Genomic DNA, 26,265 nt, shown 5'->3' with positions numbered 1-26,265 from the left:
GACATCGCCACCACCCCCGCCACCAACACCACCGTCGAACTCGACGCCCCCCACCACTGGGGCCTCGACCACTTCCTCACCCAACACCTCACCGCTCACCGCTGACCGACCGGGATCCCCGCCGGAACCGGGCTCGCGCGGGACGAGGGCGCGCGATGTCCCGGCCGGCCGCGGGTCCCGCCCTGCCGGTGGTCCTGTGCCACCGTCCGGGCGGCCCGGCCCAGGTGCCCGGCCCGCTCCGTCCTGGAGCCGGCCGCCCTCAGCGGTCCTCCGGGCGCTGCCGTGCGACCGGTACGGCAGGTTCCGCCCTTCCCCGGTCGCCCCAGTCGGCACCCTTGAGCGCCTCAGGCCTTCGTCGGGGCGCCGGAACACAGGCGTAAACAACGTGGTGATGTGAGAAGCAACACCGTGCGACACGGCGTACGGGCGTCACGGACGGCTCGCCCGGACGGTCGTACCCACGGAGTACCCGTCCGGCCGGGGCCGGCTCATCCGACGACGAAAGGGGTTCACCCGTGCGAGACTTCGCCTTCACCCTGCCCATCCCCGACGAGCGCGTGCAGGAGCTGCGCGACCTGCTCACGGAGGTGCGGCGGCCCGAGAGGATCTCCGGCCTGGCACGGCGCGCCCGCCACGCGGGCTACCACCGGGAACGCATGTTCGTACAGACCGGAGAGAGCGGCTCCTTCCTCATCGTGTACCTCGAGTTCGACGAGGACACCGACCCGCTGGAGTTCCAGAAGCGCCTCATGTCGTACCAGGACGAGTGGACCGCTTGGTGGGATCCGCAGTACACGTCGTTCTTCCAGGGCGACCTGGCTCCCCACGCCGAACTGCTCTTCGCCTGGGACCACGACGAGTAGTCCGCCGGCTGTCACAGACCGCCCGGCCGTCCGGTCTCTCAGGCATGGGAAATCTCGTAGTGCGCCGCACCGTCCTCGGCATCCTGATCGCCACCTGCCTCTTCCACATCTGGGCCTACTTCGCGCCCCAGACCTGGTACGAGACGTTTCCGGGCATCGGGCGGGGGTGGCTGCTCCGGCTCGGCCCCTACAACGAGCACCTGGTGAAGGACATGGCCTCCCTGTACATGGCCATGCTGGTGGTGACCGCCATGGCCCTGCGGTACGTCCACGACAACCGTTACGTGCAGACCATCGGCGCCGCCTGGCTCGCCTTCAACGTCTTCCACACGCTCTACCACCTTCAGCACCTGAGCATGTACAGCACGGGAGAGCGGGTGGCGATGGTGAGCCTGCTGTCCTCCCTGACCGTTCTGTCGGCCGTCCTGCTGGCCCCCGCGAAGCGCCGGGCAGCGGTGCCCAGCGGCCGCTAGCCGAGCGGCAGCTCCCCTCCGACGAAAGCCAAGGAGTCCGACCATGTCCTATCCGGAACCACGCTATCTCGGTGAGAACGGCGACGTCTCCGCCGTGTTCCGGCCCTCGCCCCCGAAGACCGAGGTCTCCTCGCCCTCCACCGATCTGCATTACCTCGCCACCCAGGACTCCACCGACGGAGAGTTCGGGCTCTACCGGGTCGACATGGGCCCCAAGGCCCCTGGAGCCAGCACTCACTTCCACCGTTCGATCTCCGAGTCCTTCTACATCCTGTCCGGCGAGGCCAGCCTCTTCGACGGTGAGCGCTGGATCACCGGCCGTGAGGGCGACTTCCTGTACGTGCCGGCCGGCGGGCTGCACGCCTTCAGGAACGACAGCGACGAGATGCTCTCGATGCTGCTGCTCTTCTCCCCCGGCGCGCCGCGTGAGGAGTACTTCGAGAAGGTGGCGGAGTACGCGCGGCGGGGCCCCGAAGAACTCGACGCGTTCCAGGTGCGGCACGACAGTTTCTTCGTGGACCCGGGTCACTGATCCCACGCCCTCCGTACCGCGGCCGGACAAAAGGGCCGGGGCCGTGGCGGCCGGCGGCAACGGACCCGTCGGGCACTTCGGTCCCGGCACCCGCGCCGTCGTGGGCGCCGGGGCGGTCAGGTGGGAGCCCGCCGGCCGCCGCCGTGCCCCCACCGTCCGGGGCCCCTCGCCGGGCCCCCGGACATCCCGCGAGCTGCCTGGCCCCCCGCCATGAGGACGCTCGCCGTGAACCCGGAGGATCCGAGGGCCGGCACACCGCCCACAGGAATACTCCGGTAGGTCATGCCCTTCACCGCTGTGCGCCGGTGGCGGCATCCGGCGACCGCATGACCGTCTCGTGCAGCCGTGCCAGCTTCCTGGCCGACTCACTGCCGGGAGGAGCGTGGTGGACGACGAGAAGCTGTCCGTCGGTGCCGGGGACCGCCAGCCTGTCGTAGGACAGGTCGAGCGTGCCGACCACCGGGTGGTTCAGCCGGGAGGCTCCGTGTCCCCCGGGGCTGACGTCGTGCCGCGCCCACAGCCTCCGGAACTCCTCGCTGCGCGTGGACAGCTCGTGCACGAGCCGCACCACACGGGGATCCCCGGTGTCCGGGCCGATCAGCGCCCGCAATCCGGCCACGGCCCGGACGGTCATCTCCTCCCGGTTCACGTACAGCGCCCGCAGGTCCTCGTCCAGGAACGCGGCACCGATGGTGTTGGTTCCCGCCGTGTACACCGGGGAGAGGGCTTCGGCCAGCGGGTTGGCGGCCAGTACGTCCATGTACCGGTTGAGGACCACGATCGGGGTGGCACTCCATGCGTCCATCATGAGCTGGTGGATGCCGGGGGGTACGGACTCGGGCCGGGGGCGGCGGGGCCGGCGGCGCGGCCCCGGACCGGCGAGGGCGTGCAGGTAGGCCGTGGCCTCGTCGTCCAGCAACAGGACCCGCGCGAGCGCGTCCAGCACCGTCGCGGACGGATTGCGGCCACGCCCCTGCTCCAGCCGCAGGTAGTACTCCGCACTGATCCCGGCGAGCAGCGCCAGTTCCTCACGCCGCAGCCCCGGCACCCGGCGCCGGCCCGTCACCGGCAGTCCCACCTCCTCGGGACGTACCCGCTCCCGCCGCGCCCGCAGGAACCGGCCGAGTGCGTTGTCGTTCATGTGGTCACCGTACGCCGTGCTCCGCTGCTCATCGGCCCGGGTCAGCCGTCCGGTGCGCCGGTCCGGGACGTGCCGGCCGGTACCGGGACCGGGGCCGTGAGGGTGGTCAGCAGCGTCAGGGCCTGCGCGCTTTCGCCGCGGGGCGGCGCGTGGTGGACGACCAGGACCTGGTCGGTCCCGATGAGGGCGAGCTTCTCGAAACCGAGGCGCAGCGGGCCGACCTGCGGATGATCCAGGCACGTCACGCCACTGGTGCGCACACGTACGTCGTGCCGCGCCCACAGCCGCCGGAACTCCTGACTACGCACGGCGAGTTCACCGACCAGTTCGGTCAACCGCGGGTCCTCGCACTCCGGACCGGCCAGAGCCCGCACCGAGGCCACGAAGCTGCGGGCGGTGCTGTCCCAGTCCTGGTGCAGCTCTCTGAACTGCGGGTCCAGGAAGGCGGCGCGCAGCAAGTTGGTTCCCGGCGTGTAGCAGGGTGACAGGGCGCGGGCGAGCGGATTGGCGATCAGGACGTCCGTATAACGGCCGTGGACGAACGCCGGCGCGTCGGGGTGCGACATCACGAGCTGGTGGATGCCGGGGGGTACGGACTCGGGCCGGGGGCGGCGGGGCCGGCGGCGCGGCCCCGGACCGGCGAGGGCGTGCAGGTAGGCCGTGGCCTCGTCGTCCAGCAGCAGGACCCGCGCGAGCGCGTCCAGCACCGTCGCGGACGGATTGCGGTCACGCCCCTGCTCCAGCCGCAGGTAGTACTCCGCACTGATCCCGGCGAGCAGCGCCAGTTCCTCACGCCGCAGCCCCGGCACCCGGCGCCGGCCCGTCACCGGCAGTCCCACCTCCTCGGGACGTACCCGCTCCCGCCGCGCCCGCAGGAACCGGGCCAACTCGGTCTTGGCATGCATACGCGCCATCGTAGGTGAAAAACACTGTGTTTTCCTGACCCTGCCACTACCAGTGTCGGGCGGGTACTGGCTGGGGACCGGGGCACGGCGCAGCATGGGGAGGCGGGTCGCGGCGAGCGGCCGTGGTGCCTGAGCAGCACCGACGCGTACGGGGCGGCCCGCGACGCCGGGCGCACGGGACGGACCCGCCCGGTCCGTCCTCCTTGTCCACCACATCGCCAACATGTTGAGGAAGTTGTCTCATGTCACGCATCACCACACCCTTCGGCTTCGCCTCCACGGCGGACGAGGTGGCGAACGGCATCGATCTGGCCGGCCGGCGGATCGTCGTCACGGGCGCCACGTCCGGTATTGGCGTGGAGACGGCCCGCACTCTGGCCCGTACCGGCGCCGAGGTGACGCTGGCGGTGCGCAACACCGTCGCCGGTGAGAGGACCGCCGCCGACATCACCGCCACCACCGGCAACCGGGCCGTCGGTGTCCTGCGCCTGGACGTCTCCGACCGCCGCTCGGTGGAGGCCTTCGTGAAGGCCTGGGACGGCCCCCTGCACGTCCTCGTCCACAACGCCGGTGTCATGGCCACCCCTGGTCCGGAGTACACCGCCGAAGGCTGGGAAGGCCAGTTCGCCACCAATCATCTGGGGCACTTCGCCCTGGCGACGGGCCTCCACGGCAGCCTCGCGGCCGAGGGTGCCCGGATCGTCGTCGTCAGCTCCAGCGGTCATCTGATCTCCCCCGTCGTCTTCGACGACGTCAACTTCCGTTTCCGCCCCTACGACCCGCTGGTCGCCTACGGCCAGTCCAAGACCGCCACCGTGCAGTTCGCGGTCGCGGCCGACCGCCGCTGGAGCCGGGACGGCATCACCGCCAACGCCCTCATGCCCGGCGCCATCGCCACCAACCTGCAGCGTCACACCGGCGGGCTGAAGACTCCGCCGGAGCGCCGCAAGACCCCGCAGCAGGGCGCCGCCACCTCGGTTCTCCTCGCCGCCTCACCGCTGCTGGACGGCGTGGGCGGACGCTACTTCGAGGACAACAACGAGGCCGAGGTCGTGCACGACGGCAACGGCTGGGCGTCGGGCGTGGCCGATTACGCCGTGGACCCGGCCAACGCGGAGCGCTTGTGGGAGACCTCCGAGCGGCTGCTGGCCGAGGCGCGGCGCTGAGACGGAGACGGGCCGGTGCGCCCCGTCCGGGACGCGGCGCACCGGTTCCCCGCCCGCGGCACCCCGTTCGTACGGGAACGAGGTGAAGGAAACCCGGTCCGCGGGTCGATCATGCGCAAGGCGACTGCGTACGAGTCGATGAAGGCGTGTCACATGTGTTCCGCACCGAGGTCACCGGGAGCGGTACTGATGTCGTCACTCGTGACGGATCGCCGGGGCTACTACTCGAAATCGCAGCCGGGGTTGGGGGCGTCCCGGGAGAACGGGGCGCCGTGCGGGAGGACGTAGAGGACCTGGAGGACCACGTCGGTGTCGCCGCGGTTCTGGCCGATGTGCACGTGGTCCGGGCCTGAGGGCTCGGTGAGGAAGTCGCCCTTGCTCCAGACACCGTCGGATGCGCAGCCTGCGTCGAAGTGACTCAGTGTGCCCTTGGCGACGCGGGCGTAGAGGGTGCCGTCATGGAAGTGCCAGCCGGTGCCCTGCCCGGGCGGGATGGTGATCTCCCGCACCGTGTAGTCCTTGCCGTCCACCGTCACGGTGGGAACGATGGTCTTCGCTGTGACACCGGGGCCGCCGGGGGTGGCGTGCGCGGGGGCGGAGGCCAGGAGGAGGCCGGTGGCCAGGGCGGCTACGGCCCCGAGACGTATGTGCTGACGCATGAGATCCGCTTTCGTGGACGGAGGGATGTGAATCGCCCACCGGCACATGGGATCAGCGCACCGCGGTCGCGCGGGGCAGGGCGGTGCGACGGGACCCGGTGGGGCGGGCGCGCGCCCCCACCTTAGTGGCAATAACAGTGTGTGGCCGATGTTTGTCCACCATGCGGCCTCCGTGATGTGAGACCGGATCATCGGCGGGACCAGTGCCGTAGATAGGAAAAGTTAGAGATTACCCCCTTTTTCGCACCCTCGTGGAGTGCCGATCGGCCGGTAGGAACACGGCACCGGGGACCTCTCTTGCGCGCGGGTTACGGCGCCCGGTCCACATGTTCTCTGCGGAGAACATGCCTTTACCACTGTGTTGACATGGTTCCGGGCTCAGTTCCTCATGTGGTGGGTGCGGGCCGGGGTCCGCGTCCCTCGGTACCCGGCACCCTCATGCCGCTGCCGTGTCCACTCGCTGTTCCGTCGACCGGCGTGCCGCCGGAGGACCGCCCGTACGGTACCGGTGAGGAAGGTTCGGCGAGGCAGAGGCCGCGTCCCGCACGCCGGACGCGGCCACCGGCCGGTCGCCGAGAGCGCGAGGGAACCGGAACTCCATGAACAGGTCCGCGGCCGGCCGGTGCGGACGAAGGCGGACACGCAACGTCGCGGTCCGACACCTTCAGGCGGGTGCGAGACGGCTGAGGACGGCATCCCGGATGCCGATGAACACGTCCCTGGTTCCCCGGGCCGCCGCGGCGACCGCGGCGGGATCGGGGCCGTCGGCCGGTTCCAGGAGCCGGCCGACGGTCCGGGAGAGGATCAGGTCAGGGGCGTCGACGCGCAGTGGGCCGGCGGCGGCCGGGTCGGCGAGGGTCATGAGGAAGCCGTGGAGCAGCGCGTGCAGGGCATAGCTCTGGCTCTCCGGGGGCTCGTCGTCCCGGACGAGCCCGTGCTCGCGCAGTACGGGCATCACCGCATGGCACATCGCGCCGGCCTTGGTGCGTTCGAGCACCTCGCGGTCCTCGTCGCGCTGGGCGAGCACGTGGGCCAAGTCGGCGTCGCCGGTCATCATCCGCCGGGTCAGCGGGTGGCCGAGGGTGGTGTGCAGGAGCAGGGGGGCGAGTCGGCGCAGGTGCACGCAGTCCGGGTCCTCGGCGAGGCGGTCGATCACCTGGTCCAGCCAGGAGACGATCTCCCGGCCGCACACCCCGAGGACGAGGCTCTCCTTGCTGGACCAGTACAGGTACACGGTTCCCTTGCCCACCCCGGCGGCCTGGGCGATCTCCGCGACGGTGACCTTGCGGAAGCCGTGCCGGAGACCGAGTTCGCGGGTCGCCCGGAGGATGCGGGCGGCTTTCGGGGCGTCCTGTTCCAGGGGCGGTGTCATGAGCGGCCTTCCTTTCCTGCGGCCCCTTCGCGGTCCGGCGTCGGACCTCAGGCCGCGGCGACGTCGAGGTCCTTCATCTTCATCAGGTCGCTGGCCGCCATCAAACGACCGAGGGCCGGGCCGACGACGGGGGCCCACCTCATGCGCAGCAGGGTGCTGCGCACCGCCTGCTGGGGGCGGGTGGAGGGCACGAACAGCAGGCGCTCGGGCCCCAGGTGGTCGTACTGGAAGTCGATGTAGGGCCGCATCCGGCGCTCCCAGTCACCGAGTGCGGCCGGGAGGTCGTCGTGGTGGCGCTCGAGCATGGTGCCCAGGAGCTCGCCGCCGGCCAGGGCCGCCGACGTGCCGAGACCCGAGTAGAGGGTCATGCACCAGGCCGCGTCACCGAGGAGGACGACCCTGCCGTGGTGCCACTGACGCATCCGCACCTGGTGGACGGAGTCGAAGAGGAAGTCGTCGCTCTTCTCGAACCGGTCCAGCAGCTCCCCCAGCAGCGGGCCCGCGGGACGGGGGCCGAACGCCCTCCGCAGGGACTCGATGGCCGGCCGGCGGAACTGCCCGTCGATGTCGTTCGTGTGGTACGTGAACAGCATGCTGGGCCCGCGGTCGGCGAACGGCCAGATCCACGCGGCACGCCCGACCTCCGCCAGGACCACTCCGTCGTGCGGGCCGAACCCGCTGACCTGCTCGTCCAGCAAAGTGGCGGCGATGATGTGGTCGAGCGAGCGCATGTGGTTGGCGTCCGGGCCGAAGACCAGCCTGCGCACCGTGGAGCGCAGCCCGTCCGCGCCGACCACCAGGTCGAACCGCTCGGTGACCGTGGTACCGGCCGCCTGGTCGCGCAAGGTCACCTCCGCCTTGTCGGCGTCCTGGACGATACGGGTGGGCACCGTCGAGAAACGGACCTCGACCTCGGGCGGCAGCGCCTCGAACAGTCCCGCCTCCACATCGCCCCGCAGCAGCATCCGCGGCCGGTTCGGCAGGTCGGTGAAGCCCATGCCCCGGTGCCGGCGCCCGGCCCGGTCGACCTCGTAGAAGACGCTGTCCGACGCCCGGCGGTCACCGATCGCGTCCAGCACACCGAGCCGTTCGGCCGACGCGGCACCCGAACCGAACAGCCCGATGAAGTACCCGCCCGACCGCCGCCGCGCCGCACGCTCCACCACCACCGTCTCCCAGCCCACCTGCCGCAGCCGGAGTGCGGCGGAGATACCCGCCACGCCCAGTCCCACCACCAGAGCCCTGCGCCCGCTTCCCTGCACGGCCATGCCCTCACCCCTTCGTGTGTTTCGGTGTGACACTCACACCATAGAACCAACTGACCAGAATAGCCATCTGGTCAGTCATTCGAGTGGGCGCGGGAGGGAAGACAGGGGGACGGTGTCACATCTCCCGGTCCTGTCCGGTCCTCATGGGGCCGGGCCCGATGTCCCGGCGGTCGAGCACGTGAGGACGGAAAAGGTGGCGGAGATGCGTATCGCGGTGGCCGGCGGGACCGGCTGGGTGGGGAAACTGGTCGTGTCGGCCCTTCGGGGAAACGGACATCAGGTCGTCGTTCTCTCCCGGTCCGAGGGCGTGGACCTCACCACGGGCGAGGGGCTGGAGAAGGCACTGGACGGTGTGGAGGCAGTGGTCGACGTGTCCAATGTCGTCACCACCAGTCGCGCCAAGTCGGTGGGTTTCTTCGAAGCGGCCACCACCCACCTGCTGCGCGCGGAGGAGGCGGCCGGGGTCGGCCACCACCTCGTGCTGTCGATCGTCGGGTGCGACCGCGTCGACATGGGCTACTACCTCGGCAAGCGGCGCCAGGAGGAACTGGTCCGGCAGGGCCGTGTGCCCTTCACCGTCCTGCGGGCCACCCAGTGGCACGAGTTCGCCGCCCAGACGCTCGCCCGGGGCGGCCCCCTCGTGGTGGCGCCGCGCATGCGGTGCCGGCCGGTCGCGGCGGTGGAAGTGGCCGATCACCTGGCGGAGCTGACCGAGGGAGAGCCCTTGGGCCTGGCGCCGGACCTCGCCGGTCCCGAAGTGCTGGAGATGGTCGACATGGTGAGGAAGCTGCAGCGGGCGCGCGGGGGCCGCCGCCCGGTGCTCCCGGTGAAGCTGCCGGGCAAGGTGGGCCGGGACATGACCGGTGACGGCCTCCTCCCCCGGGAAGCGGGACCGCGCGGCAGGATCACTTTCGATGAGTGGGTAAGCCAGGACGGGCGGGTCCGCTGATCCGGCCGGTGGTGGCCCCCTCTCCGGCCGGCCGCCCCGGGCCCGGCCGGGGCAGGCGGCCCGCGCACCGTCGGCCACGGCCCGGCGGCCGGTCCCACCACCCGGCAGCGCGCCCGGCGGCCCGCCGCCGGGCCGGTCCGCGGGAGGGCTCCGGGCCGCCGGGCCGGACGGGATCGGCCGGACCGGACGGGATCGGCCGGACCGGACGGGATCAGACCGTGGGCAGGGGCGGGTACACCTGCTCCGGGCGGTCCCGCCGGGTGTACAGGTCCCAGTACTGATCCGCCAGTTCGGCCGCCGTGACCGTGGGGTGACCCGCCAGAGCGGGGTCCGCCTCCGACGCGGCCAGGTGCCCGGCGCTCCCCTCGACCCAGGCCGCCACCGAAAGGGTACCGGCGTAGACACCGTGGGCGGCGAGCTCACCGTGCAGGGACAGAACCCAGTTGCGGGCGGCGGCCATGACCGGCCCGACACCGCTCATCCCGGGCAGCGGGTGCACCGCGGAGACTCCCTGACCGAGCAGGAACGCGCCGTCTCCCCGTTCGATCATGCCCGGCAGGACCGCGCGCGCCGTCTCGACCGGCGTGTGCAGATAGAGACCGGCGAGCCGGCCCAGGAGCTCCGCGGTCACCTCCGTGGCCGGGAGCATCGGCGCGGCGCTGGGTATCGGCGCGTACTCGACGACGTCGATGCGGCCGAGACGGTCCGTGATCCGCTCCACCAGAGCGGGTACGGCGGCGGTGTCGGAGAGGTCCGCCGGGAAGGCCGCGGCCTCGATGCCCTCCTTCCCCAACTCCTCGACGAGGGCGTCGAGCCGCTGGGGCCGACGGGCGACGAGCGCGACCGCGTACCCCTCCTCGCCGAAGCGCCGCGCGGTGGCGGCCCCCAGTCCCGTGCCCGCGCCGAAGACGGCGATCGTCCTGCTCATGTGCTTCTCCCGAATAAGTTGACAGAGCCCTCAAGTTGTCTTCGGCCGCACTCTACCCATTAAATTGATGCGATCGTCAACTTACTCGGAGGAGGCCCGGTGACTCCTGACACCAGCGGACCGCCCTTGCGACGGGACGCCCGGCGCAACGTGGAGAGGATCATGGCCGCCGCGCTGGAGGCGTTCACCGAACGCGGCCTGGACTGCCCCCTGGAGGAGATCGCCCGGCGGGCCGGGGTGAGTCCCGGCACCGTCTACAACCGCTTCGGAAGCCGGGAGGCACTCATCGACGCCGTCGTCCCGGACCTCGCCGGGGCGAAGCTCGCCGACGCGGTCGAGAACGCCCGCCGGGGGCGCGACCCCTGGGAACGCTTCCGCGCCTATGTCGAGGCGATCAGCGAACTCATGGCCGCGGATCCCGCGTTGAGCGACGTCGTCACCCGCCGCCACGACGACTCGCCCAGGCTGCGCGAGATCTGCGCGGAGTCCTTCGGCCACGCGCACGTACTGCTCCGGAACGCGCAACGGGCCGGAAGCCTGCGCGCGGACTTCCGGCCCGAGGACCTCTCCCTGCTCTTCGGCTCGGTCGCCGCCCTGGCCCGCACGTCTCCCGGTACCTGGCGGCGCCTGCTCGCCTTCGTCCTCGACGGCCTGCGCGCGGAGGCGGCGAACCCGTGAGACGGATCCGCCGGACGCCTCCGCGCCCCGGGGTCACTCGACGAGCTTGCCCTCGGTGGAGACGTCCTGCATGAGCGCCGCTATCTCCGCCGGGACGGGCGCGATGCTCTCCCGGGTGACACCCGTCGTCGGTGACCACACGAGGTTCACCTGGAGCGCGGGGTCCATGTCCGGATGGTCGCTGCGGTTGTGGCAGCCGCGGGTCTCCCGGCGTTCGAGCGCCGCCTCGAGCGTGGCCCGGGCGGCGAGCGCGGCGGACTTGAGGTCGAAGGCGTGCGCCAGGTCCTGGAAGCCGGCGATGTCGGGATGGACGCCGACGTCCTCCATCCGCTTCTCGATCGCGGCGAGCTCCGCCAGCCCGGTCCGCAGGCCCTCCTCGTCCCGTACGACGCCCGCGTGCTCGGTCATGGTGTCGCGGATGGCGCGTTGCAGGGCCCGGACGTTCTCCGGACCGTCGGCGGCGAGGAGGCCGTCGACCTCCGCACGGGCCTCGGCCACCGCCTGCGCGGACCGCGGCTGTGCCGTCAGCGACTCCGAGTAGGCGGCGGCCGCCTGCCCGGTGATACGGCCGTACACCAGCAGCTCGATGAGGCTGTTGCCGCCGAGCCGGTTGGCACCGTGCAGCCCGCTCGACGCCTCGCCGATGGCGTACAGGCCGCGGACGTCGGTGCTGTGGTCCTCCGGGCGGACCCAGACCCCGCCCATCGAGTAGTGCGCCGTCGGCGCGACCTCGATCGGGTCACGGGTGATGTCCAGCATCTGCAGGTCCAGCAGGGTCTGGTAGACCCGGGGCAGCCGGTTCATGATCGTCTGCCGGGACAGGTGCGAGACGTCGAGCCACACGCCGCCCTTCTCCGTGCCTCGGCCCTCCTTGATCTCCGTGTAGGAGGCCAGGGCGACCCGGTCGCGGGTGGACAGTTCCATGCGCTCGGGGTCGTAGCGGCTCATGTACCGCTCGCCGAGCGCGTTGCGCAGGATGCCGCCCTCCCCGCGCGCGGCCTCGCTGACCAGGGTGCCGGCCGCGTTCTCCGGCTCGATGATCCCGGAGGGGTGGAACTGGACCAGCTCCGGGTCGCGCAGCCGGGCCCCGGCCTCCACGGCGAGCCGGAACGAGTCACCGGTGTTCTCGTCGCGCCGCGACGACGTGCGCCGCCAGATGCGGGTGTGCCCGCCCGCCGCGAGGATGACGGCGTCGGCGTGGACGAGGTAGCGCGTGCCGTCCGTGAGATCGAAGCCGTAGGCACCGAAGACGGCACCCTCGTGGGTCAGGATCCGGGTGATGTACACGCCGTCGAGCACCGGGACGTCGAGCTGCTCCGCCCGCCTGATGAGCGTGCGCTGGATCTCCAGCCCGGTGTAGTCGCCCGCGAAGGCGGTGCGCCGGAACGTGTGCGCGCCGAAGAAGCGCTGGGAGATCCGGCCGTCCTCCTCCCGGGCGAAGGCCATGCCGTAGCGCTCCAGGTCGTCGATGCCCAGGGCGGCGCCCCGGGTGACGATCTCGGCGGTGCGGGGGTCGCCGAGCAGGTAGCTCTCCTTGAGCGTGTCCGCCGCGTGCTGCTGCCAGCTGTCCTCCGGATCCATCGTGGCCAGGGCCGCGTTGATCCCGCCGGCCGCGAGCGAGGTGTGGGCGTCCTCCTTGGGACGCTTGCCGACGGCGAGCACATCGACACCGGCCTCGGCCAGCTCGATCGACGCCCGCAGACCGGCTCCCCCCGTACCGATCACCAGCACACCGGTGGACAGACGTTTTTCTGTGACAGCCACAATTGCTCCGATCGTTCGGTTCGTCACCTATAACGACCGGTTCACGCGGGTGTCCGTGACATCGGGCGGAGAAGGCCGCTCCGCCATGGCGCGCTCGTGGCAGCCGGCTCCGCGGACCGGCGGGACGCCGGAGCCGCGTTCCCGGTCACCGCCGCGGGACGACACGGTCCCGCCCGCCGTCATGTGCCGTTCACCGCCCTTCCGCCCGGTACGCGGGCTGCGGAGCCCGGCGCCGGACGGACGTGCCGACCGTACCGCTCGCCTCGTGAGCCGTGCGCGAAACGCCGGCAGACCACGGGCGGCCGCTCGGACCCGGCCCTCAAGCCTGCTCGTCGACCCAGCTCATGAGCTTGCGCAGCTCCTTGCCGGTGGTCTCCAGGAGGTGCTCGGAGTCCTGCTTCTTGTACTCGTTGTACTTCTTCAGGCCGCCGTGGTACTCGTCCATCCAGTTCTTGGCGAAGGTGCCGTCCTGGATCTCGGCGAGGACCTTCTTCATCTCGGCCTTGGTGGCGTCGGTGATGATCCGCGGGCCGGTGACGTAGTCGCCCCACTCGGCGGTCTCGGAGATCGACCAGCGCATCTTCTCCAGGCCGCCCTCGTACATGAGGTCCACGATCAGCTTCAGCTCGTGCAGGCACTCGAAGTAGGCGATCTCCGGCTGGTAGCCCGCCTCGGTCAGCGTCTCGAAGCCCGCCTTCACCAGCGCCGTCGTGCCGCCGGCCAGGACGGCCTGCTCGCCGAACAGGTCGGTCTCGGTCTCCTCGGTGAAGGTCGTCTTGATGACGCCGGCGCGGGTGCCGCCGATGCCCTTCGCGTACGACAGGGCCAGGTCGAACGCCTTGCCCGTGGCGTCCTGCTCGACGGCGACGAGACAGGGGACGCCGCGGCCCTCCTCGTACTGACGGCGCACCAGGTGGCCCGGGCCCTTGGGGGCGACCATGCAGACGTCCACGCCGGCCGGGGGCTTGATGAAGCCGTAGCGGATGTTCAGGCCGTGGCCGAAGAACAGCGCGTCGCCGTCCTTCAGGTTGTCCTTGATGTGCTTCTCGTAGACCTCGGCCTGGATCGGGTCCGGGACCAGGATCATGATGACGTCGGCCTCGGCGGCGGCCTCGGACGGGCTCACCACCCGCAGGCCCTGCTCCTCGGCCTTGGCCTTGGACGTGGAGCCCTCGTGCAGACCGACACGCACGTCGACACCCGAGTCACGCAGCGACAGGGCGTGGGCGTGGCCCTGGCTGCCGTAACCGATGACCGCGACCTTGCGGCCCTGGATGATGGACAGGTCGGCATCGGCGTCGTAGAACAGCTCGGCCATGAGGACTGCCTTTCCGTGTGAGGGGAGAACGCCCGGCAGGCGCTGACCGCGGCCGGGGCCAGATCACACTATCTCAGTCCCGGGTGCACACGAATGATCCCGACGAAGCTTTGTGCTGGTATCCGCCCCCGGAACAACACGGTGGGAGAGCGTGGAAACCGGATGTCCAAAACTTTGCTCTCGTACGGCCCGGGTTCCCCCTCCAGCGGACGGATCCCGGACTCCGGACCCTTGCTCAGCCGTCACGTGGCCTGCTCCGCCTCCACCCGGTCGGCTGGTGCCGCGTGCTCGCCTCGGGAGAGACGAGGTACGTACGAGCTCCGGGGGGTGGGGGCGTATCCGAGGGCGAGTTCGTGCGGATCACGGCCGACGACGCAGGCCCAGGGCGGTCGGAGCTGGAGGGGACACGGTCCGCCGGGTGTGAAGGGCCTCGGTCGCCGGCGAGTGGAGGGCTTCGGAACGCAGCGACCGGAGTTGCCGGTACATCTGGAAGCCGGAGCTGCCGGTACATCTGGAAGGTGGACAAGCCGCTGATCGAGCCGACGGGCGAGCCGGTCCCGGCGTGACGGACGAGCCGAGGTCTCCGCCCCGGACGCTTCGGCGGTCGCACTGTTCGTCCCGGAGGGGTGCGACCTCGGTCGGGCCCCGGTGGTGAACCCGGGTTACGAGGCGACAGCCCTGTCTCGGCCTGTGTACGTCGGCCAGTACTGCCGCCGAAGGCCGAAAAAGTCCTTCGTCAGAGGTCTCGGCCCGTGCCGCGGGTGCCGAAGGGCGCACCGTGACTATGCGAGTTCCAGACCGCCGTCGACGGTGAGGACCTGCCCGGTGAGCCAGGTGGCGGTGGGGTCGGCCAGGCGCAGGATCCAGGCGGCGATCTCCTGCGGTTCGCCGCGGCGCCCGAGGGGGATGCGACCGGCCTCCTCCCGCTTGACCTGTTCCACGGCCGACGCGGGCAGTCCGGCCGCGGCCAGTGCCTCACTCTCGGTCGGGCCGGGAGCCACGGCGTTGACACGGATGCCGTCGGCGGCCAGCTCCCGGGCCCAGGTGCGGGTGAGCTGCTCCAGAGCCGCCTTGGAGGCCGCGTAATGGGCGGCACCGGGCAACGGCCGGTGCCCGTAGGTGCTGGAGACGTTCACGATGGTGCCGCGGCGTCGGCGCAGGTGAGGCAGGGCGGCGCGGCCCAGCAGGCTCGGTGCGGTGACGTTGAGTTCGAACAGGGCGGCGATGCCCGCGGCGGTGGTCTCGGCCAGCGGCATCATTCGAGTGGCGCCGGCGTTATTGACCAGGACGTCGAGGTGCCCCCACCGTTCGACCGCGGCGTCGATCACCTCCTGGGGTGTGCCGTCGGTGAGCAGGTCGGCCGGGTGAGGGGTGATGCGGGGACGGTCGGCAGCGGTTTCCTCCAGGGCGTCCTTGCGGCGTCCGACGCCCAGAACGTGTGCCCCGGCGTCGGCGAAGGCATGTGCGGTGGCGCGGCCGATACCGGAGCCGGCCCCGGTGACGACGACAACCTGCCCGGTGAGGTCGAAGTGTGGCGGGACAGCCATGACACTCCCATTGTTCGGTGTTCGTAGAACGAAGAACAACAACATAACATTGTCTTCATGAGAAACGTGTGGCACCCGGAGCGGAACGAGATAGAGGTTCTGTCGGTGATGAGCGCGCTCAGCGACCCGATCCGGGTCGGTCTGGTGCGAGTCCTGTCCGACGGTCACGAACGCGGCTGGGGCGAACTGCGCGCACCGGTGGCCAAGTCCACCCTCAGTCACCACCTGAGCGTGCTGCGCGACGCCGGCGTCACCCGTACCCGGCAAGAGGGCACACGCTGCTTCGTCGAACTGCGCCGTGACGACCTCGACGCACGCTTCCCGGGCCTGCTGGCCGCCCTTCTGAGCGCGGCGGACGCCACCGACGTCGGCGCCGGGGTCGGCCTGGCCCACGACACCTCCGTCGTCCCGTCGAGGGAACGATGCGCGCCTGCGAGAAGTCCACGGACCCGCTGACCGGGACCGGACCACGCCTTCTTCGTGCATGGCCCGTGTCACAGGAACACATCACAAACGTGTGAGTCAACAGCGAGAACGTCATCACGAACGACTCGGCTACCAGCAGAAAGTGAGCAGCCACCATCGGGGCACCGGCCCGGCTCGGCCCTGCGGCCCGCACGGACGGGTCGCCCCGTCCACCCGCGGACCTGCCGAAGCGGTGCGTGCGGGGTCACGGCATCCGCACCTGTCCACTCGGACGTGGCCCTCACCGTTGCCGTGCCCTTGACCGCCGATACCGCCGCCTTGCCGGGACCCCGCGGTCCGTTCGGTTCGGCGCCGCCTCGTTCAGGACCGGCGCGTCGTACCTTCGGCGATCCTCAGGAGGATCTCGGCGAAATCGCCAGGGTGTGAACAGAAGGACGCGTGGTGCCCGGGACACCGGTAGACGGTGTCGGCACGCGCCGCCATCCGCGCGGCCATGGACACGTCCTCGTCCGGGATCACGTAACCGTTGGGCACGGACCTCCGTCCCGCGTGCCGTACGGTCTCGAAGTCGGAGCGCAGCGACTGCGGCACGAGCCGGGAGACGGCAGAGGCGGTCTCCGGGTTCGTGGCGTCTCCGTCGTAGAAGGCGGCAGGCATGTTGAAGTCCGGGTTCTCCGGGTGCCGCAGGCCGGCCAGGGAGGCCGGCGCCGGGATTCCGTGGCGCTTCCGCACCCCTGCCGGGGGCCGGCGGGGGGCCTTTTCCACAGGCCGGCAAGGAGTGAGCCGGCCCCACGCGAAGATTCGGGCCTTGGTCGAGCTGGCCGTCGCCACTCTCAGGTCCCGGCGGCTCCTCCGCGGACTGCGGTGCTCGACCACCCGCTGTAATGAGGGTGGAGCGAAAAGGCCGGGTCACTCGTGACTGTGGGAGTTTGCCCGACCGGACGCTCTCCGGGAGGAGTCGATGAACCGGTTGAAGTCATCGGAGAAGTCGTTTGGGATATCGAAGTGGGAAATCCGTGAGGTGTTCCAGGAGGTAAAGAGGAATCAGGGCGCGCTCGGGGTGGATGAGCAATCCATCGCTGACATTGCCCGCTGCCGCGATGTGCTGACCCCACCACAAAGAATACAGCTTGCAGCTGCTGCGACCGAACCGCCGAAGGATCACACGACATTGTGATCCGTTCCGGAGGAGGACCTGATATTCGGCCAGCGCACATCAGTCAGATCCTTGATGATCACATCCGCTTCCGTGAGGTCCTCAGCCTCGTGCGTTGTTGTCAGGGCGACACAGAAGATTCCCGCACGCCTGGCTGCGAGGATGCCGGCTGGTGCATCCTCGAATACTATCGCTTGACTCGGATCCACATTCAATGCCGAACACGCGGCACTGTAACCCTCGGGGTCGGGTTTTCCTCGGGAGACGTCGTCGGCGGTGACCAGAACATCCAGTAGTCGTAGCGTCCCGAGGGTCGTGAGCGCACTCTCGGCGTACTCACGCGGGCCCGAGGTGACCACTCCAAGAGGTACCCCCGCTCGCTGCAACCGGTGGAGCAATTCCACAGCCCCGTCGACCGTGACGGCGGTCGGCATGTCAGGAAGAGCAGCGTACGCCGCCGCCTCGGCGCACAGTTCATCGACGCCGTATCCGTCAAAGGACGCGACATGGTCCGCCATGGCCTCCTTCGCGGGACGGCCCGTGAAGCTGCGCAATACGGAGTCGTCATACGGGACGCGATGCCTGCGGAAGAGGCGCGCCCAAGCCTCTCGATTCTTGTGTTCCGTGTTGATCAATGTGCCGTCCAGATCGAAAAGTGCAGCCTTGTACATCAGTCGGACCTCGCTCCTCGTTCTATTTCTTTGCGGCCTTCGAGACGGTGCGCGGCGGTGGATCGCGCGGATCGGAAGTGCGCTGCTTCTGCGCGAGAGCGCTGGAACTCATGCGATGGAGTTGTTCTGGAGTCCGTGGTGCTGACGATGCGGCATGATGTCCTTCCACGAGCGGTGGTCCGTCGAAGCGGCTGGTGCCTGACGAGTCGTGGACTCCGGTGGCTCCGTCGCCTCCCTCGTTTGCATCGCGTCCGCGGGGCCGGGGGCGCGGCCCCGCGTGATGAGCGTGATGTGTTCACCACGGTGGCGCGCGTACGGACCAGCGGGTGCGCCCGGTGCCGTCTGCCCGGGTCCTTCGGCGTCTCTCCGGCCCCCGTGCGTCGGCGGTCTGCACTGTGGACCCGGGCCGGGCCGTGGTGGCGTCCGCACCAGGGGACACCGGACCGGCCGGGAGTGCGGGGAGAACCGGACCGGACGTCGGTGATCGTGGACGCGGCCGCGGGCAGAGCGGGAAAGGGATCGGTGACCGGGCGCAATCCGGCCGGCCGGGGCGGGCCTGACAGCACGTTCCGCATTCCCGGGATTCGCGAACGAAGGAGTCAGCCGAACGAGAAAGAACCCGTTCAACCGGCTTGACACGGCACAGCGGCCTCGGAGGCGCACCCACCGTCGTGGGGGTCCGTCAGGAGGGTCGGGGACGAACAACGATCTTGCCGGGTCCGAGGGCGTCCGGGGCCCGCAGCAGTCCGAGCAGCCCTGGCAGGTCCACTTCGGCAGCCACCAGGGCTTCAGCGCGCAGAGGCGTCGCGACGTCGGTGAGGTCACCGATCGCGGCGGCGAAATCCTGTGGGGTCGTGCCGTAGCTGCCGGCCACTCGAAGCAAGCGGCCCTTCCAGGTGCAGGAAGCGACGCTTCCGGTGCGCCGTACTCGGTCCAGGTCGCATTCCAGTCCAGGGTGCCGGTCACCCGGCGCGGTGCCACCGTACAGCAGTACCAGACCACCAGGCGCGACCAGGCGCAGCGCCTCGTCCAGCACGGCGGTCAGCACGAAACTGGTGGCAATCACCACCACGTCGGCTCTGCCTCCGGTCGGTTCGCCGAAGAGCAGCATGGGTACGTCGAGCAGGCCGGCCTTGCGGGCCGCATCCGTCCGGGCGCGGCTCCGGTTGCAGACCGACGCCCGGGCGCCCGCTCGATCGGCGAGCGCCGTGATGAGGAGTCCGGCGGTCCCGGCACCGAGCACCACGACTTGGGCACCCCGCAGATCACCGACCTGCCGTTTGATGGCGCTCAGACAGTGCTGGGCGCAGGCAGTCGGCTCGGCGAAGACCAGGCGGCGGGCGGCCGGTCCGTGCGGCACCGGCTGTAGGGCATGTCGCAGCAGGTCTGCCGGTCCCGCCGCCCACATCTGGTCGGCGAACCCGGTGCTCCGGTCCACCATCACGTTCGGGTCCAGGACGACGCGAGTGCCTTCGGCGAGTGCGGGGGTGGTGGACTCGCAAACGGTGCCGACGAGTTCGTGCCCGAACTGGCTGGGGCCGTGGCGGGTACCAGTCACCTCTTTGAGGTCGGAGCGGCACAGCGCGGCCAGCTCGACGTCGACGAGTACAGCGGAATCCTCGCGCGGGCGCGGCGGCGGCGAGCGGCGCAGGCGGGGCCCGCCCTCCTCCAGGGTCACTCTCATGCGATGACCTCCAGCGCCTCGCCGAACCGGTCGGCGACTGTGTGGGCGTCGGCAGGTGTGAGAATGAGCGGCGGGCGCAACTCGATCGTGCTGCCGTCTCCGTGCTCGGAGACACGGGTGAGGACGCCGTGCCTCTGGAGCGACCGCTGGTAGGCGTGGGCGCGGGCGACGGCCTTGGTGCCGTCGGGTTCCACCAACTCCACCCCGATCATCAGACCGACCCCCCGGACGTCACCGATCACAGGGTTGTCCTTCTGGAGATCTCGTAGCCGGCTGAGGAGCACGTCGCCGCTGGCTCGTACGTTCTCCAGGAAGCCGGGCCGCTGGACGATCTCCAGGGTGGCCAGGGCGGCCGCCGCCGACAGGGTGTAGCTGCCGTAGGTGAAGCTGTGCAGGCTACGGTCCCAGTCGGCCATGCGTTCCTCGGTGAGGATGGCGGCCATCGGGAGGCCGCTGCCGGTGAGCCCCTTGGCGAGGGTCATCATGTGCGGCTGGACACCGAAGTGGTCGGCGGCGAACATCTGCCCGGTGCGGCCCAGCCCGGTCTGGATCTCGTCGAAGACCAGCACGATCCCGTGCTCGTCGCAGAACCGGCGCAGCTCCTGGAGGTAACCGTCGGGCGGGACGATGTTCCCGCCCGCACCGCTGATCGGCTCGATCACCACGCAGGCCACGCTGCCGGAGCTGGCATAAGCGATGAAGTCTTCGATGCGGTCGACACAGAGCATGCCGCAGCTCTCGGGGGTCTGGCGGTAGAAGCAACGGAAACAGTAGGGGCCCGGCACGTGAAGCCCGCCGGGGTAGCGGTGCGGGAACGGTGCGCGCATCTTGGTGGTGCCGTTGAGGCCGGCCGTCGCGAGGCTCTGGCCGAGGTGGGCGCGGAACGGCACGATGACGTCGCGACGGCCCGTATGCAACTGGGCCATCTTGATGGCGCCCTCGTTGGCCGTGGAGCCGCTGGAGCTGCGCAGATTGACCCGCGTGAGGTTGGACGGACTGATGGCGGCCAGTTCCTGGATGACCCGGTTGGTGGGTTCGGTCTGGAAGGACGAGCTGGCGAATACGAGCCGCTCGGTCTGTTCCCGTACGGCGGCCATCACCTCCGGATGATTGTGTCCGAGGAGCAGGTTGAAGGTGCCGGAGACGCAGTCGAGGAACTCACGCCCCTCGGCGTCCCAGGCACGGATGCCCTCGCCGCGCACCAGCATGATGTCGCCGAGCTGGTACTGAGCCGCTTCCTGCGGCGCAGGAAGGCTTTCTGTCATCGCCATGGCGCGCTCCGTGGTCACGGTGGTCAGAGGTCAGCTCGTGCCGCGACGGCCGGTGCGGCATCGTGGCGTTCAGCGGTTGTCGTGCGGGATGCCGCGTGGTCGGCGGTGAGCCCGTCCAGCTGGGCCTGCACCCAGGCTTCGAGCGTCCAGGGACGGGCAACGTCACGACGGCGGGCAGCGGCCTCCGCCCGCTGCCGGGGCCCGGTCGTGAGCGCGGCGGAGACAGCCTCGGCCTGCTCGACGAGATCGAAGGGGTTGACGCTGCGGCAGTACTCGCCCAGGACCTCGGCCGCGCCACAGGTTTCCGAAAGAATGACGTCGGCGTCGCGTTCGTTGACCAGTGACGCTTCGAACGCGCTGAGGTTCTGTCCGTCGACGGTTGAGTTGAAGATGAGCAGATCGGCCCGGCGGAAGCACGCGATGGTGTGGTTCACGTCGTTGTCGTTGTCCATGCGCACGGTGTCGGGGCCCAGCTCGGCGTTGGCCTCGGCGACGGCGGTCTCCACCCGGTGTACGTAGTCGGCGTTGGCCGGTACGTACAGTCGGTTGGGGTTCATCCGCACCAGCATGCGGGTCTTCTCGAGCCCGCCGCCCCGGGCGGCCAGGACGAAGGCGCGTACCGCGCGTTCGGCGTTCTTGATCGGGTCGGTGCGCCCGCTGTGCACGACCAGCCGGTGGCCGTCTGCCCACTCCTCGATCCCGTCGGGCAGTCGCGGGTTGCGGCCGTCGAGGGTCAGCGGACTGTAGCCGAGCGGCATGGCGCGCAATCGGGTGCGGTGGCCGCGCCACTCGACGGTCATCGCCTTGCGGTCGATCCGGGCGTCGGGCAAGAGATCGGCCACGCTTTCCAGGAAGTTGCGGCACCAGCGGTCGGCGAAGAAACCGATCGTGGTGGCGGGGAGCATGCCGGTGAGTATGCCGGTGCGGATCTCCTTGGGCAGCACCTTCCAGTAGTCGGCCGACGGCCACGGGATGTGCACGAAGACCAGGATCGGCGCGTGTGGCCGCTGTTCGCGCAGCAGCGCGGGAACCCCGACCAGCTGATAGTCGTGGACGAGATAGACGGGGTCCGACGAGTGGGCCGAGCTCTTGAGGATCGCGTCAGCGAAGTCTTGCGTGAAGCGACCGAAGTCCGCCCAGCCTTGGCGGGTGTCGGAGCCGAACGAGGGCTGGGTCCAACGGTCCCAGCCGTAGTTGTTGGCCGCCCACATCAGGTCGGCGGTCATGAAGTTCTGCACGTTGCGGAAGACAGCGGGGTCGTGCCTGATGAGCCGGACCAGGATCTCCCGGCCGGAGTGCAGTTCCATGGTCACGCCGTCGGGGTTGCGCGCCGAGACGCGGCGGTCGTCCTCGGAGTCGGCGCTGGCTATCCAGGAGATGTCGAGGACGCCGGCCTGTTCGGCGACGACGTTGCCGGTGCCGCCGGGGGCCAGCCAGGCGCGAGGTTCGCCGGTGGTGGGGTCGGTGTCGTAGGTGATCGCCGCGCGCTTGCTGGCGAGGAAGATTCCAGATCCGGTCACGTGTACCCCGATCGAGGGTCGAGGGCCGGAAGCGGGCCGGCCGGGGTGGGCAGGATGGTGTGTGTTCGGTTCAAAAGTGCGGGTGGCGGCGCTAGGAGATCAGGACCCGGGTGGCTTCGAGGACGTCGACCGGACGGTGGCGCTGGAGTTCGGGCAGTTGCGCAGCGATCTCGCTGTGCAGACAGGCGTTGCGCGGCCGGCAGGCATAGACCGTACCGACCCGTGGCGTCGGCACGATGAGCGAGGGATCCGCGCCGATCTGCCGGGCGATGTGCCTGGCCCAGTCGACTCGGCCGATGCGACGCGGCCCGCCGAGGTGCAGCGTCCCGGTGCGACCGGAACTCATCAGCGTCGCCGCCCACGCGGCCACGTCCTCCACGAGAACGGGCGTGTTCCAGTGGTCATCGGGGATCCGCAGCCGCTCCCCGCGCATCAGCGAACGAGTCACACTGGTGAGGAAGTTGGGCCGTGGGCCGAGATCCTCCCAGCCGTAGACCAGACTCACCCGCAGGACGAGGGCGGAGGAGGTGGCGAGCAGTTCCCGCTCGGCCGCGAGCTTCGCCCGGCCGTAGGCGTTGACCGGGGAGGTCCGCGCTGACTCGCCGTGGGACTCCTCCCTGCCGGGGAAGATGTTGTCGGTCGACACCAGCAGGACGGGCCGGCCGTCCAGCGCGGCTGCGATGTTGCGAGCACCGCCGTGGTGGGCCTCGTACGCCTCCTCGGGGTGTGCCTCGCACCAAGTGATGTCGGACGGGCCGTGCACGGCCACCACGGCGTCGGGCTGGACGGCCTCCATCAAGGTGGCCACCTGGGGGCCCGACGTGACGTCGACCTGGCTCCAGCGCACACCACGGTTCTCGGGGATGACCGGGGCTCGCCGGGAGCTGAGGACCGTCTCGGCACCGAGCCCGGTGAGGCGGGCGGCTATGTGCCCGGCGAGGTAGCCGGAGCCGATGATCAGGACCCTGCCGGGCACGGCGGCGCCCGCCGTCGGCCGGGGGGCGAGGGGCGACGGGCGACGATGGGACATGTGCATCCTCCAGCTGATGCGGCGGGCGGACATGGCGGAGCATGTCCCGATCGGGTGAGCGGGCGTTCAGTTCCGTCGTGCCGACGGCCACGCGGATGCCCTTGCCGGTGCCGACGTCGGGCACGTGCCGAATGGGTTCGTGATGCCGTGCCACCGTCGTGGGTGCGGTACTGGTGGCGGCAGAGGTTCAGCACCGGCTGGATCCGGTCCGGTGCTCCGCGCGGGTCCAGACGCAGCCCGGCGATGTCAGCGGCCCTCTCCGCGGACACCGGTTCCTTCGGCGGTGCGAAGAGGCCCGACCGGTGCGGCTTCGGATTCCTCTCCCGCCAAAAGCGGGCGACGTGGCGGAGAGAGGAACCACGTCACCCTCGCGCCGGTCCGGGTGATCGGCCGACATGCGCGTCGACCGGTACGCACGGCCCGGTTTCGAGGCCGGGGCGTCCTGCACGGTGCGATCATCCGGCATGCGGCGGCACCTGCTCCTTCCTTTCTCCGCCGCTTCTTTCACCAGACTCGCCGGACCGCATTCCTCGTAGCGGGTCATGGTGTGGTCCTCTTGTCCGCGGACACGACTGCCGGTTCGGCGATTTCCTTGCGACGGTGCTCCTGGCTCGCCGCAACACGATGCGGCCCGCGAAAAGCCATGAGTGTTGCCACGTGCCGGTCCGCCGTCATCGCCTGTACATCCCACGGCCCGCTCCACGGGCGCCAGGGGATGAGCGGAGTTCAGCCCATGCGCGTATCTCTGCCCCGGGCCGGCGCTCGAGCAGCCGCAGAAGATTCCACTACCGCTCTCGTGCCGGCCCGGACGGGCGTTGAACGCGTCGGCGCAGGCTCGGCATCATTGAAGGCTGTTGCATAAGTCAGGATGTTCGTTCCAGGCGGCCGGCGCTGCGGAGGTCGCTCCTGCGCCCAGTCCGATTTCCGCCGCCACGCGCCCGTGACCAGCGGGGCAGCAGCTGCGCGCTTCATGTACCACGAGAGCATGGTTTCTCTCCGCTTGACCGTGGGTGACTCATGAGCTTCACATCTTTACCCATTACAAGCAGCGAACAACTAGCTGTCAAGAGCACAATGTTCTATCTTAAAAAACACAGTGTTTTTGGCTTGATCGCTTTTGCAGCGCTCCCGTACCTCACAGGAACCACGCCCGCCGGACCCCCTATATCCCTTTTTGAGCAATATATCGATGGCCGAAAATGGCCTCAAGACACGGTGTGATCAAACAATCGAGCGCAAGGCGGACATGTAGGACCGCGCACCCCTTGACAAGGGTCATGCTCACGGATTTAGATCAATGATCTATAGATCGCTCACCAAAGAGTGATTCCGAAGCCGCGGAGGAAACGCCGTATCGGCGGCTCACCGCTCGATGCAGGCGTGGTGCGCGGAAAGCCCGATCAGACAGTGGCATCGCGTCCATGGGTGAACGCCCCCACATCACACCGCGATCGAACTCCCATCCCCTACCCGACACCAGTGTGCCCCTGGCACCTGCTGTGGGACGCACACCGCCGCCGTCCGAAAAGCCACACGCCGTCTCGGGCCGTCACCTCGTCACCATGATGCTCGTGTGCACCCGGAGCACACTCGAGTAACGGTCTTCTTCACACCGCGTGCCGCGGCCCTGTCTCGCGGCCTGCTCCTGCGGCTGCTCGCACCCGGTCCCACCACTCCTCCTTTTCACCATGAGAGGTCGACGACCATGACCGCACAAAGTTCCTTAGCCCCCGGTGATCGTCTGTACGACTACACGACGCAAGGCGGCGCAGCCTGGCGGGTGAGCGCGCTGAAGGAGGTGAGCTACGACGTCAGGATCCAGCCGCAGCTGCTCGATCCGGCGAATCCGGCGCTCGCCCACGCCCTCATGTCCGGTACGGCACCCGCACGCCGGCTCATCGTGATCGACGCCACGGTGCACTCCCTCTACGGGGAGCGGCTTGCCGCCTACCTGGCGGGCCATGACGTGGAGTTCCAGCTGTGCGTCATCGACGCACACGAGTCGGTGAAGGTCATGGAGACCGTCTTCGAAGTCGTGGGCGCGATGGACGCCTTCGGTGTGCCGCGGCGCCACGCACCAGTGCTTGCCATGGGCGGCGGGGTGCTCACGGACATCGTCGGTCTTGCAGCGAGCCTGTACCGCAGGGCCACGCCGTACGTTCGCATACCCACGACCCTCATCGGGATGATCGACGCGGGCATCGGCGCCAAGACCGGCGTCAACTTCCGTGAGCACAAGAACCGGTTGGGCGCCTATCACCCCTCGTCGCTGACCCTCGTCGACCCCGGCTTCCTCGCCACGCTCGATGCCCGGCACCTACGCAACGGCCTCGCGGAGATCCTGAAGATAGCCCTGATCAAGGATGCCGAACTGTTCGATCTGCTGGAGAGGCACGGCGTGGGCCTGGTCGAGCAGCGAATGCAACCGGGCGAGGGCTCGGCAGGTGGCGCGGCGCTCACAGTGCTGTGCCGGGCAGTCCAGGGCATGCTCCAGGAGCTCCAGCCCAATCTCTGGGAGCACCAACTACGGCGCCTGGTGGACTTCGGACACTCCTTCTCGCCGACCGTCGAGATGGCGGCACTGCCCGAGTTGCTGCACGGCGAGGCCGTATGCACCGACATGGCGCTCAGCTCCGTCCTCGCCCATCACCGAGGGCTCCTGACCGGAACCGAACTCGGCCGTGTCCTCGATGTCATGCGCCTCCTCCGCCTGCCTGTGCTCCACCCGGTGTGCACACCGGAACTGATGCACAGGGCGCTCGCGGACACGGTCAAGCACCGGGACGGATGGCAGCACCTGCCCCTTCCCCGCGGGATCGGCGACGCCGTGTTCGTGAACGACCTCGCTCGACAGGAGGTCGAGGCCGCGCTGCTCGCGCTGGCCGAGCATGAGCAGGCGCCGCGGCAGCCGGCGCTGCGCGATCCCGTCGACCTGGGGGCCTGA

General features: G+C 69.8%; 24 protein-coding genes and 1 pseudogene. 10 read left to right on the top strand and 15 right to left on the bottom strand.

The window, feature by feature from the left end; genetic code table 11:
• Window positions 1–515: 515 nt before the first annotated feature.
• Genes ACH5AO_RS25350 through ACH5AO_RS25340 form a run of 3 tightly spaced genes read left to right on the top strand, consistent with a single transcriptional unit; the run spans window position 516 to window position 1,868 of the window.
• Complete coding sequence (locus ACH5AO_RS25350; RefSeq protein ID WP_210977132.1) at window positions 516–863, top strand: hypothetical protein; 348 nt, start codon at window positions 516–518, stop codon at window positions 861–863.
• 44 nt (window positions 864–907) lie between these two features.
• Window positions 908–1,336 carry a hypothetical protein gene (locus ACH5AO_RS25345; protein ID WP_210977131.1) on the top strand — a complete coding sequence of 143 codons (429 nt, stop codon included), beginning with the start codon at window positions 908–910 and terminating at the stop codon, window positions 1,334–1,336.
• A 43-nt stretch (window positions 1,337–1,379) separates the two neighbouring features.
• Window positions 1,380–1,868: a cupin domain-containing protein gene (locus tag ACH5AO_RS25340; protein ID WP_210977130.1), complete on the top strand. Its 489-nt coding sequence runs from the start codon at window positions 1,380–1,382 to the stop codon at window positions 1,866–1,868.
• Window positions 1,869–2,157: 289 nt separating this feature from the next.
• Here the strand turns inward: ACH5AO_RS25340 and ACH5AO_RS25335 are convergent, their stop codons facing one another.
• Together ACH5AO_RS25335 and ACH5AO_RS25330 are read right to left on the bottom strand one after the other, a co-directional pair.
• A complete protein-coding gene (locus ACH5AO_RS25335) occupies window positions 2,158–3,009 on the bottom strand; it encodes a helix-turn-helix transcriptional regulator (RefSeq protein WP_398928325.1) in 852 nt (283 codons plus the stop codon).
• 41 nt (window positions 3,010–3,050) lie between these two features.
• Window positions 3,051–3,914, bottom strand: a complete 864-nt coding sequence (locus ACH5AO_RS25330) for a helix-turn-helix domain-containing protein (RefSeq protein ID WP_398928323.1) — start codon at window positions 3,912–3,914, stop codon at window positions 3,051–3,053.
• Window positions 3,915–4,156: 242 nt separating this feature from the next.
• Here ACH5AO_RS25330 and ACH5AO_RS25325 point away from each other — a divergent pair, with 242 nt between their 5' ends.
• Window positions 4,157–5,080 carry an SDR family NAD(P)-dependent oxidoreductase gene (locus ACH5AO_RS25325; RefSeq protein WP_398928321.1) on the top strand — a complete coding sequence of 308 codons (924 nt, stop codon included), beginning with the start codon at window positions 4,157–4,159 and terminating at the stop codon, window positions 5,078–5,080.
• Between the two features lie 221 nt (window positions 5,081–5,301).
• Here the strand turns inward: ACH5AO_RS25325 and ACH5AO_RS25320 are convergent, their stop codons facing one another.
• The 3 genes from ACH5AO_RS25320 to ACH5AO_RS25310 all read right to left on the bottom strand — a co-directional run bounded on the left by ACH5AO_RS25320 (window position 5,302) and on the right by ACH5AO_RS25310 (window position 8,379).
• Window positions 5,302–5,739, bottom strand: a complete 438-nt coding sequence (locus tag ACH5AO_RS25320) for a cupin domain-containing protein (protein ID WP_210977126.1) — start codon at window positions 5,737–5,739, stop codon at window positions 5,302–5,304.
• Between the two features lie 664 nt (window positions 5,740–6,403).
• Window positions 6,404–7,111, bottom strand: coding sequence for a TetR/AcrR family transcriptional regulator (locus tag ACH5AO_RS25315; RefSeq protein ID WP_398928318.1), 708 nt, complete (start codon window positions 7,109–7,111; stop codon window positions 6,404–6,406).
• A gap of 47 nt (window positions 7,112–7,158) precedes the next feature.
• Window positions 7,159–8,379, bottom strand: a complete 1,221-nt coding sequence (locus ACH5AO_RS25310; protein ID WP_398928316.1) for an FAD-dependent monooxygenase — start codon at window positions 8,377–8,379, stop codon at window positions 7,159–7,161.
• Window positions 8,380–8,581: 202 nt separating this feature from the next.
• On the opposite strand from ACH5AO_RS25310, the gene ACH5AO_RS25305 reads away from it, so the two are divergent.
• Entirely contained in the window at window positions 8,582–9,328 is a 747-nt protein-coding gene (locus ACH5AO_RS25305; protein WP_398928334.1) for an SDR family oxidoreductase, read from the top strand.
• A 211-nt stretch (window positions 9,329–9,539) separates the two neighbouring features.
• On the opposite strand, the gene ACH5AO_RS25300 is transcribed toward ACH5AO_RS25305, so the two are convergent.
• Window positions 9,540–10,256: an SDR family NAD(P)-dependent oxidoreductase gene (locus tag ACH5AO_RS25300; RefSeq protein WP_398928315.1), complete on the bottom strand. Its 717-nt coding sequence runs from the start codon at window positions 10,254–10,256 to the stop codon at window positions 9,540–9,542.
• A 99-nt stretch (window positions 10,257–10,355) separates the two neighbouring features.
• On the opposite strand from ACH5AO_RS25300, the gene ACH5AO_RS25295 reads away from it, so the two are divergent.
• Entirely contained in the window at window positions 10,356–10,934 is a 579-nt protein-coding gene (locus tag ACH5AO_RS25295) for a TetR/AcrR family transcriptional regulator (protein ID WP_398928313.1), read from the top strand.
• Window positions 10,935–10,967: 33 nt separating this feature from the next.
• Here ACH5AO_RS25295 and ACH5AO_RS25290 read toward each other — a convergent pair whose 3' ends face one another.
• The 3 genes from ACH5AO_RS25290 to ACH5AO_RS25280 all read right to left on the bottom strand — a co-directional run bounded on the left by ACH5AO_RS25290 (window position 10,968) and on the right by ACH5AO_RS25280 (window position 15,563).
• Window positions 10,968–12,698, bottom strand: coding sequence for an L-aspartate oxidase (locus ACH5AO_RS25290; protein ID WP_398928311.1), 1,731 nt, complete (start codon window positions 12,696–12,698; stop codon window positions 10,968–10,970).
• A gap of 319 nt (window positions 12,699–13,017) precedes the next feature.
• Window positions 13,018–14,016, bottom strand: coding sequence for a ketol-acid reductoisomerase (gene ilvC / locus ACH5AO_RS25285; RefSeq protein WP_398928309.1), 999 nt, complete (start codon window positions 14,014–14,016; stop codon window positions 13,018–13,020).
• A gap of 782 nt (window positions 14,017–14,798) precedes the next feature.
• Window positions 14,799–15,563 (bottom strand): SDR family NAD(P)-dependent oxidoreductase, encoded by a 765-nt coding sequence (locus tag ACH5AO_RS25280; RefSeq protein ID WP_398928307.1) that lies wholly within the window; start codon window positions 15,561–15,563, stop codon window positions 14,799–14,801.
• A gap of 57 nt (window positions 15,564–15,620) precedes the next feature.
• Here ACH5AO_RS25280 and ACH5AO_RS25275 point away from each other — a divergent pair, with 57 nt between their 5' ends.
• On the top strand, window positions 15,621–16,019 hold the full coding sequence (locus ACH5AO_RS25275) for an ArsR/SmtB family transcription factor (protein WP_398928305.1): 399 nt from the start codon (window positions 15,621–15,623) through the stop codon (window positions 16,017–16,019).
• A 330-nt stretch (window positions 16,020–16,349) separates the two neighbouring features.
• Here the strand turns inward: ACH5AO_RS25275 and ACH5AO_RS25270 are convergent, their stop codons facing one another.
• Entirely contained in the window at window positions 16,350–16,721 is a 372-nt protein-coding gene (locus tag ACH5AO_RS25270) for a hypothetical protein (RefSeq protein ID WP_398928336.1), read from the bottom strand.
• On the opposite strand from ACH5AO_RS25270, the pseudogene ACH5AO_RS25265 reads away from it, so the two are divergent.
• Window positions 16,717–16,908 (top strand): annotated as a pseudogene (locus tag ACH5AO_RS25265) (hypothetical protein); the annotation flags it as partial. The gene ACH5AO_RS25270 and the pseudogene ACH5AO_RS25265 overlap by 5 nt on opposite strands.
• A gap of 42 nt (window positions 16,909–16,950) precedes the next feature.
• Window positions 16,951–17,166: a hypothetical protein gene (locus ACH5AO_RS25260; protein WP_398928303.1), complete on the top strand. Its 216-nt coding sequence runs from the start codon at window positions 16,951–16,953 to the stop codon at window positions 17,164–17,166.
• On the opposite strand, the gene ACH5AO_RS25255 is transcribed toward ACH5AO_RS25260, so the two are convergent.
• The 5 genes from ACH5AO_RS25255 to ACH5AO_RS25235 form a co-directional block, all read right to left on the bottom strand.
• On the bottom strand, window positions 17,151–17,816 hold the full coding sequence (locus ACH5AO_RS25255) for an HAD family hydrolase (protein ID WP_398928301.1): 666 nt from the start codon (window positions 17,814–17,816) through the stop codon (window positions 17,151–17,153). The genes ACH5AO_RS25260 and ACH5AO_RS25255 overlap by 16 nt on opposite strands.
• 682 nt (window positions 17,817–18,498) lie before the next feature.
• Window positions 18,499–19,500 (bottom strand): alcohol dehydrogenase catalytic domain-containing protein, encoded by a 1,002-nt coding sequence (locus ACH5AO_RS25250; protein WP_398928299.1) that lies wholly within the window; start codon window positions 19,498–19,500, stop codon window positions 18,499–18,501.
• Complete coding sequence (locus tag ACH5AO_RS25245; protein ID WP_398928297.1) at window positions 19,497–20,771, bottom strand: aspartate aminotransferase family protein; 1,275 nt, start codon at window positions 20,769–20,771, stop codon at window positions 19,497–19,499. Before ACH5AO_RS25245 ends, ACH5AO_RS25250 begins: the two co-directional genes overlap by 4 nt.
• 23 nt (window positions 20,772–20,794) lie before the next feature.
• A complete protein-coding gene (locus tag ACH5AO_RS25240) occupies window positions 20,795–22,291 on the bottom strand; it encodes a trehalose-6-phosphate synthase (RefSeq protein WP_398928295.1) in 1,497 nt (498 codons plus the stop codon).
• A gap of 91 nt (window positions 22,292–22,382) precedes the next feature.
• A complete protein-coding gene (locus ACH5AO_RS25235) occupies window positions 22,383–23,321 on the bottom strand; it encodes an SDR family oxidoreductase (protein ID WP_398928293.1) in 939 nt (312 codons plus the stop codon).
• Between the two features lie 1,705 nt (window positions 23,322–25,026).
• Here ACH5AO_RS25235 and ACH5AO_RS25230 point away from each other — a divergent pair.
• Window positions 25,027–26,265: a sedoheptulose 7-phosphate cyclase gene (locus ACH5AO_RS25230; RefSeq protein WP_398928291.1), complete on the top strand. Its 1,239-nt coding sequence runs from the start codon at window positions 25,027–25,029 to the stop codon at window positions 26,263–26,265.

Source organism: Streptomyces sp. NPDC018964, assembly GCF_044390325.1.
Classification (GTDB): Bacteria; Actinomycetota; Actinomycetes; order Streptomycetales; family Streptomycetaceae; genus Streptomyces.
This window is presented reverse-complemented; position numbering and strand designations above follow the sequence as displayed.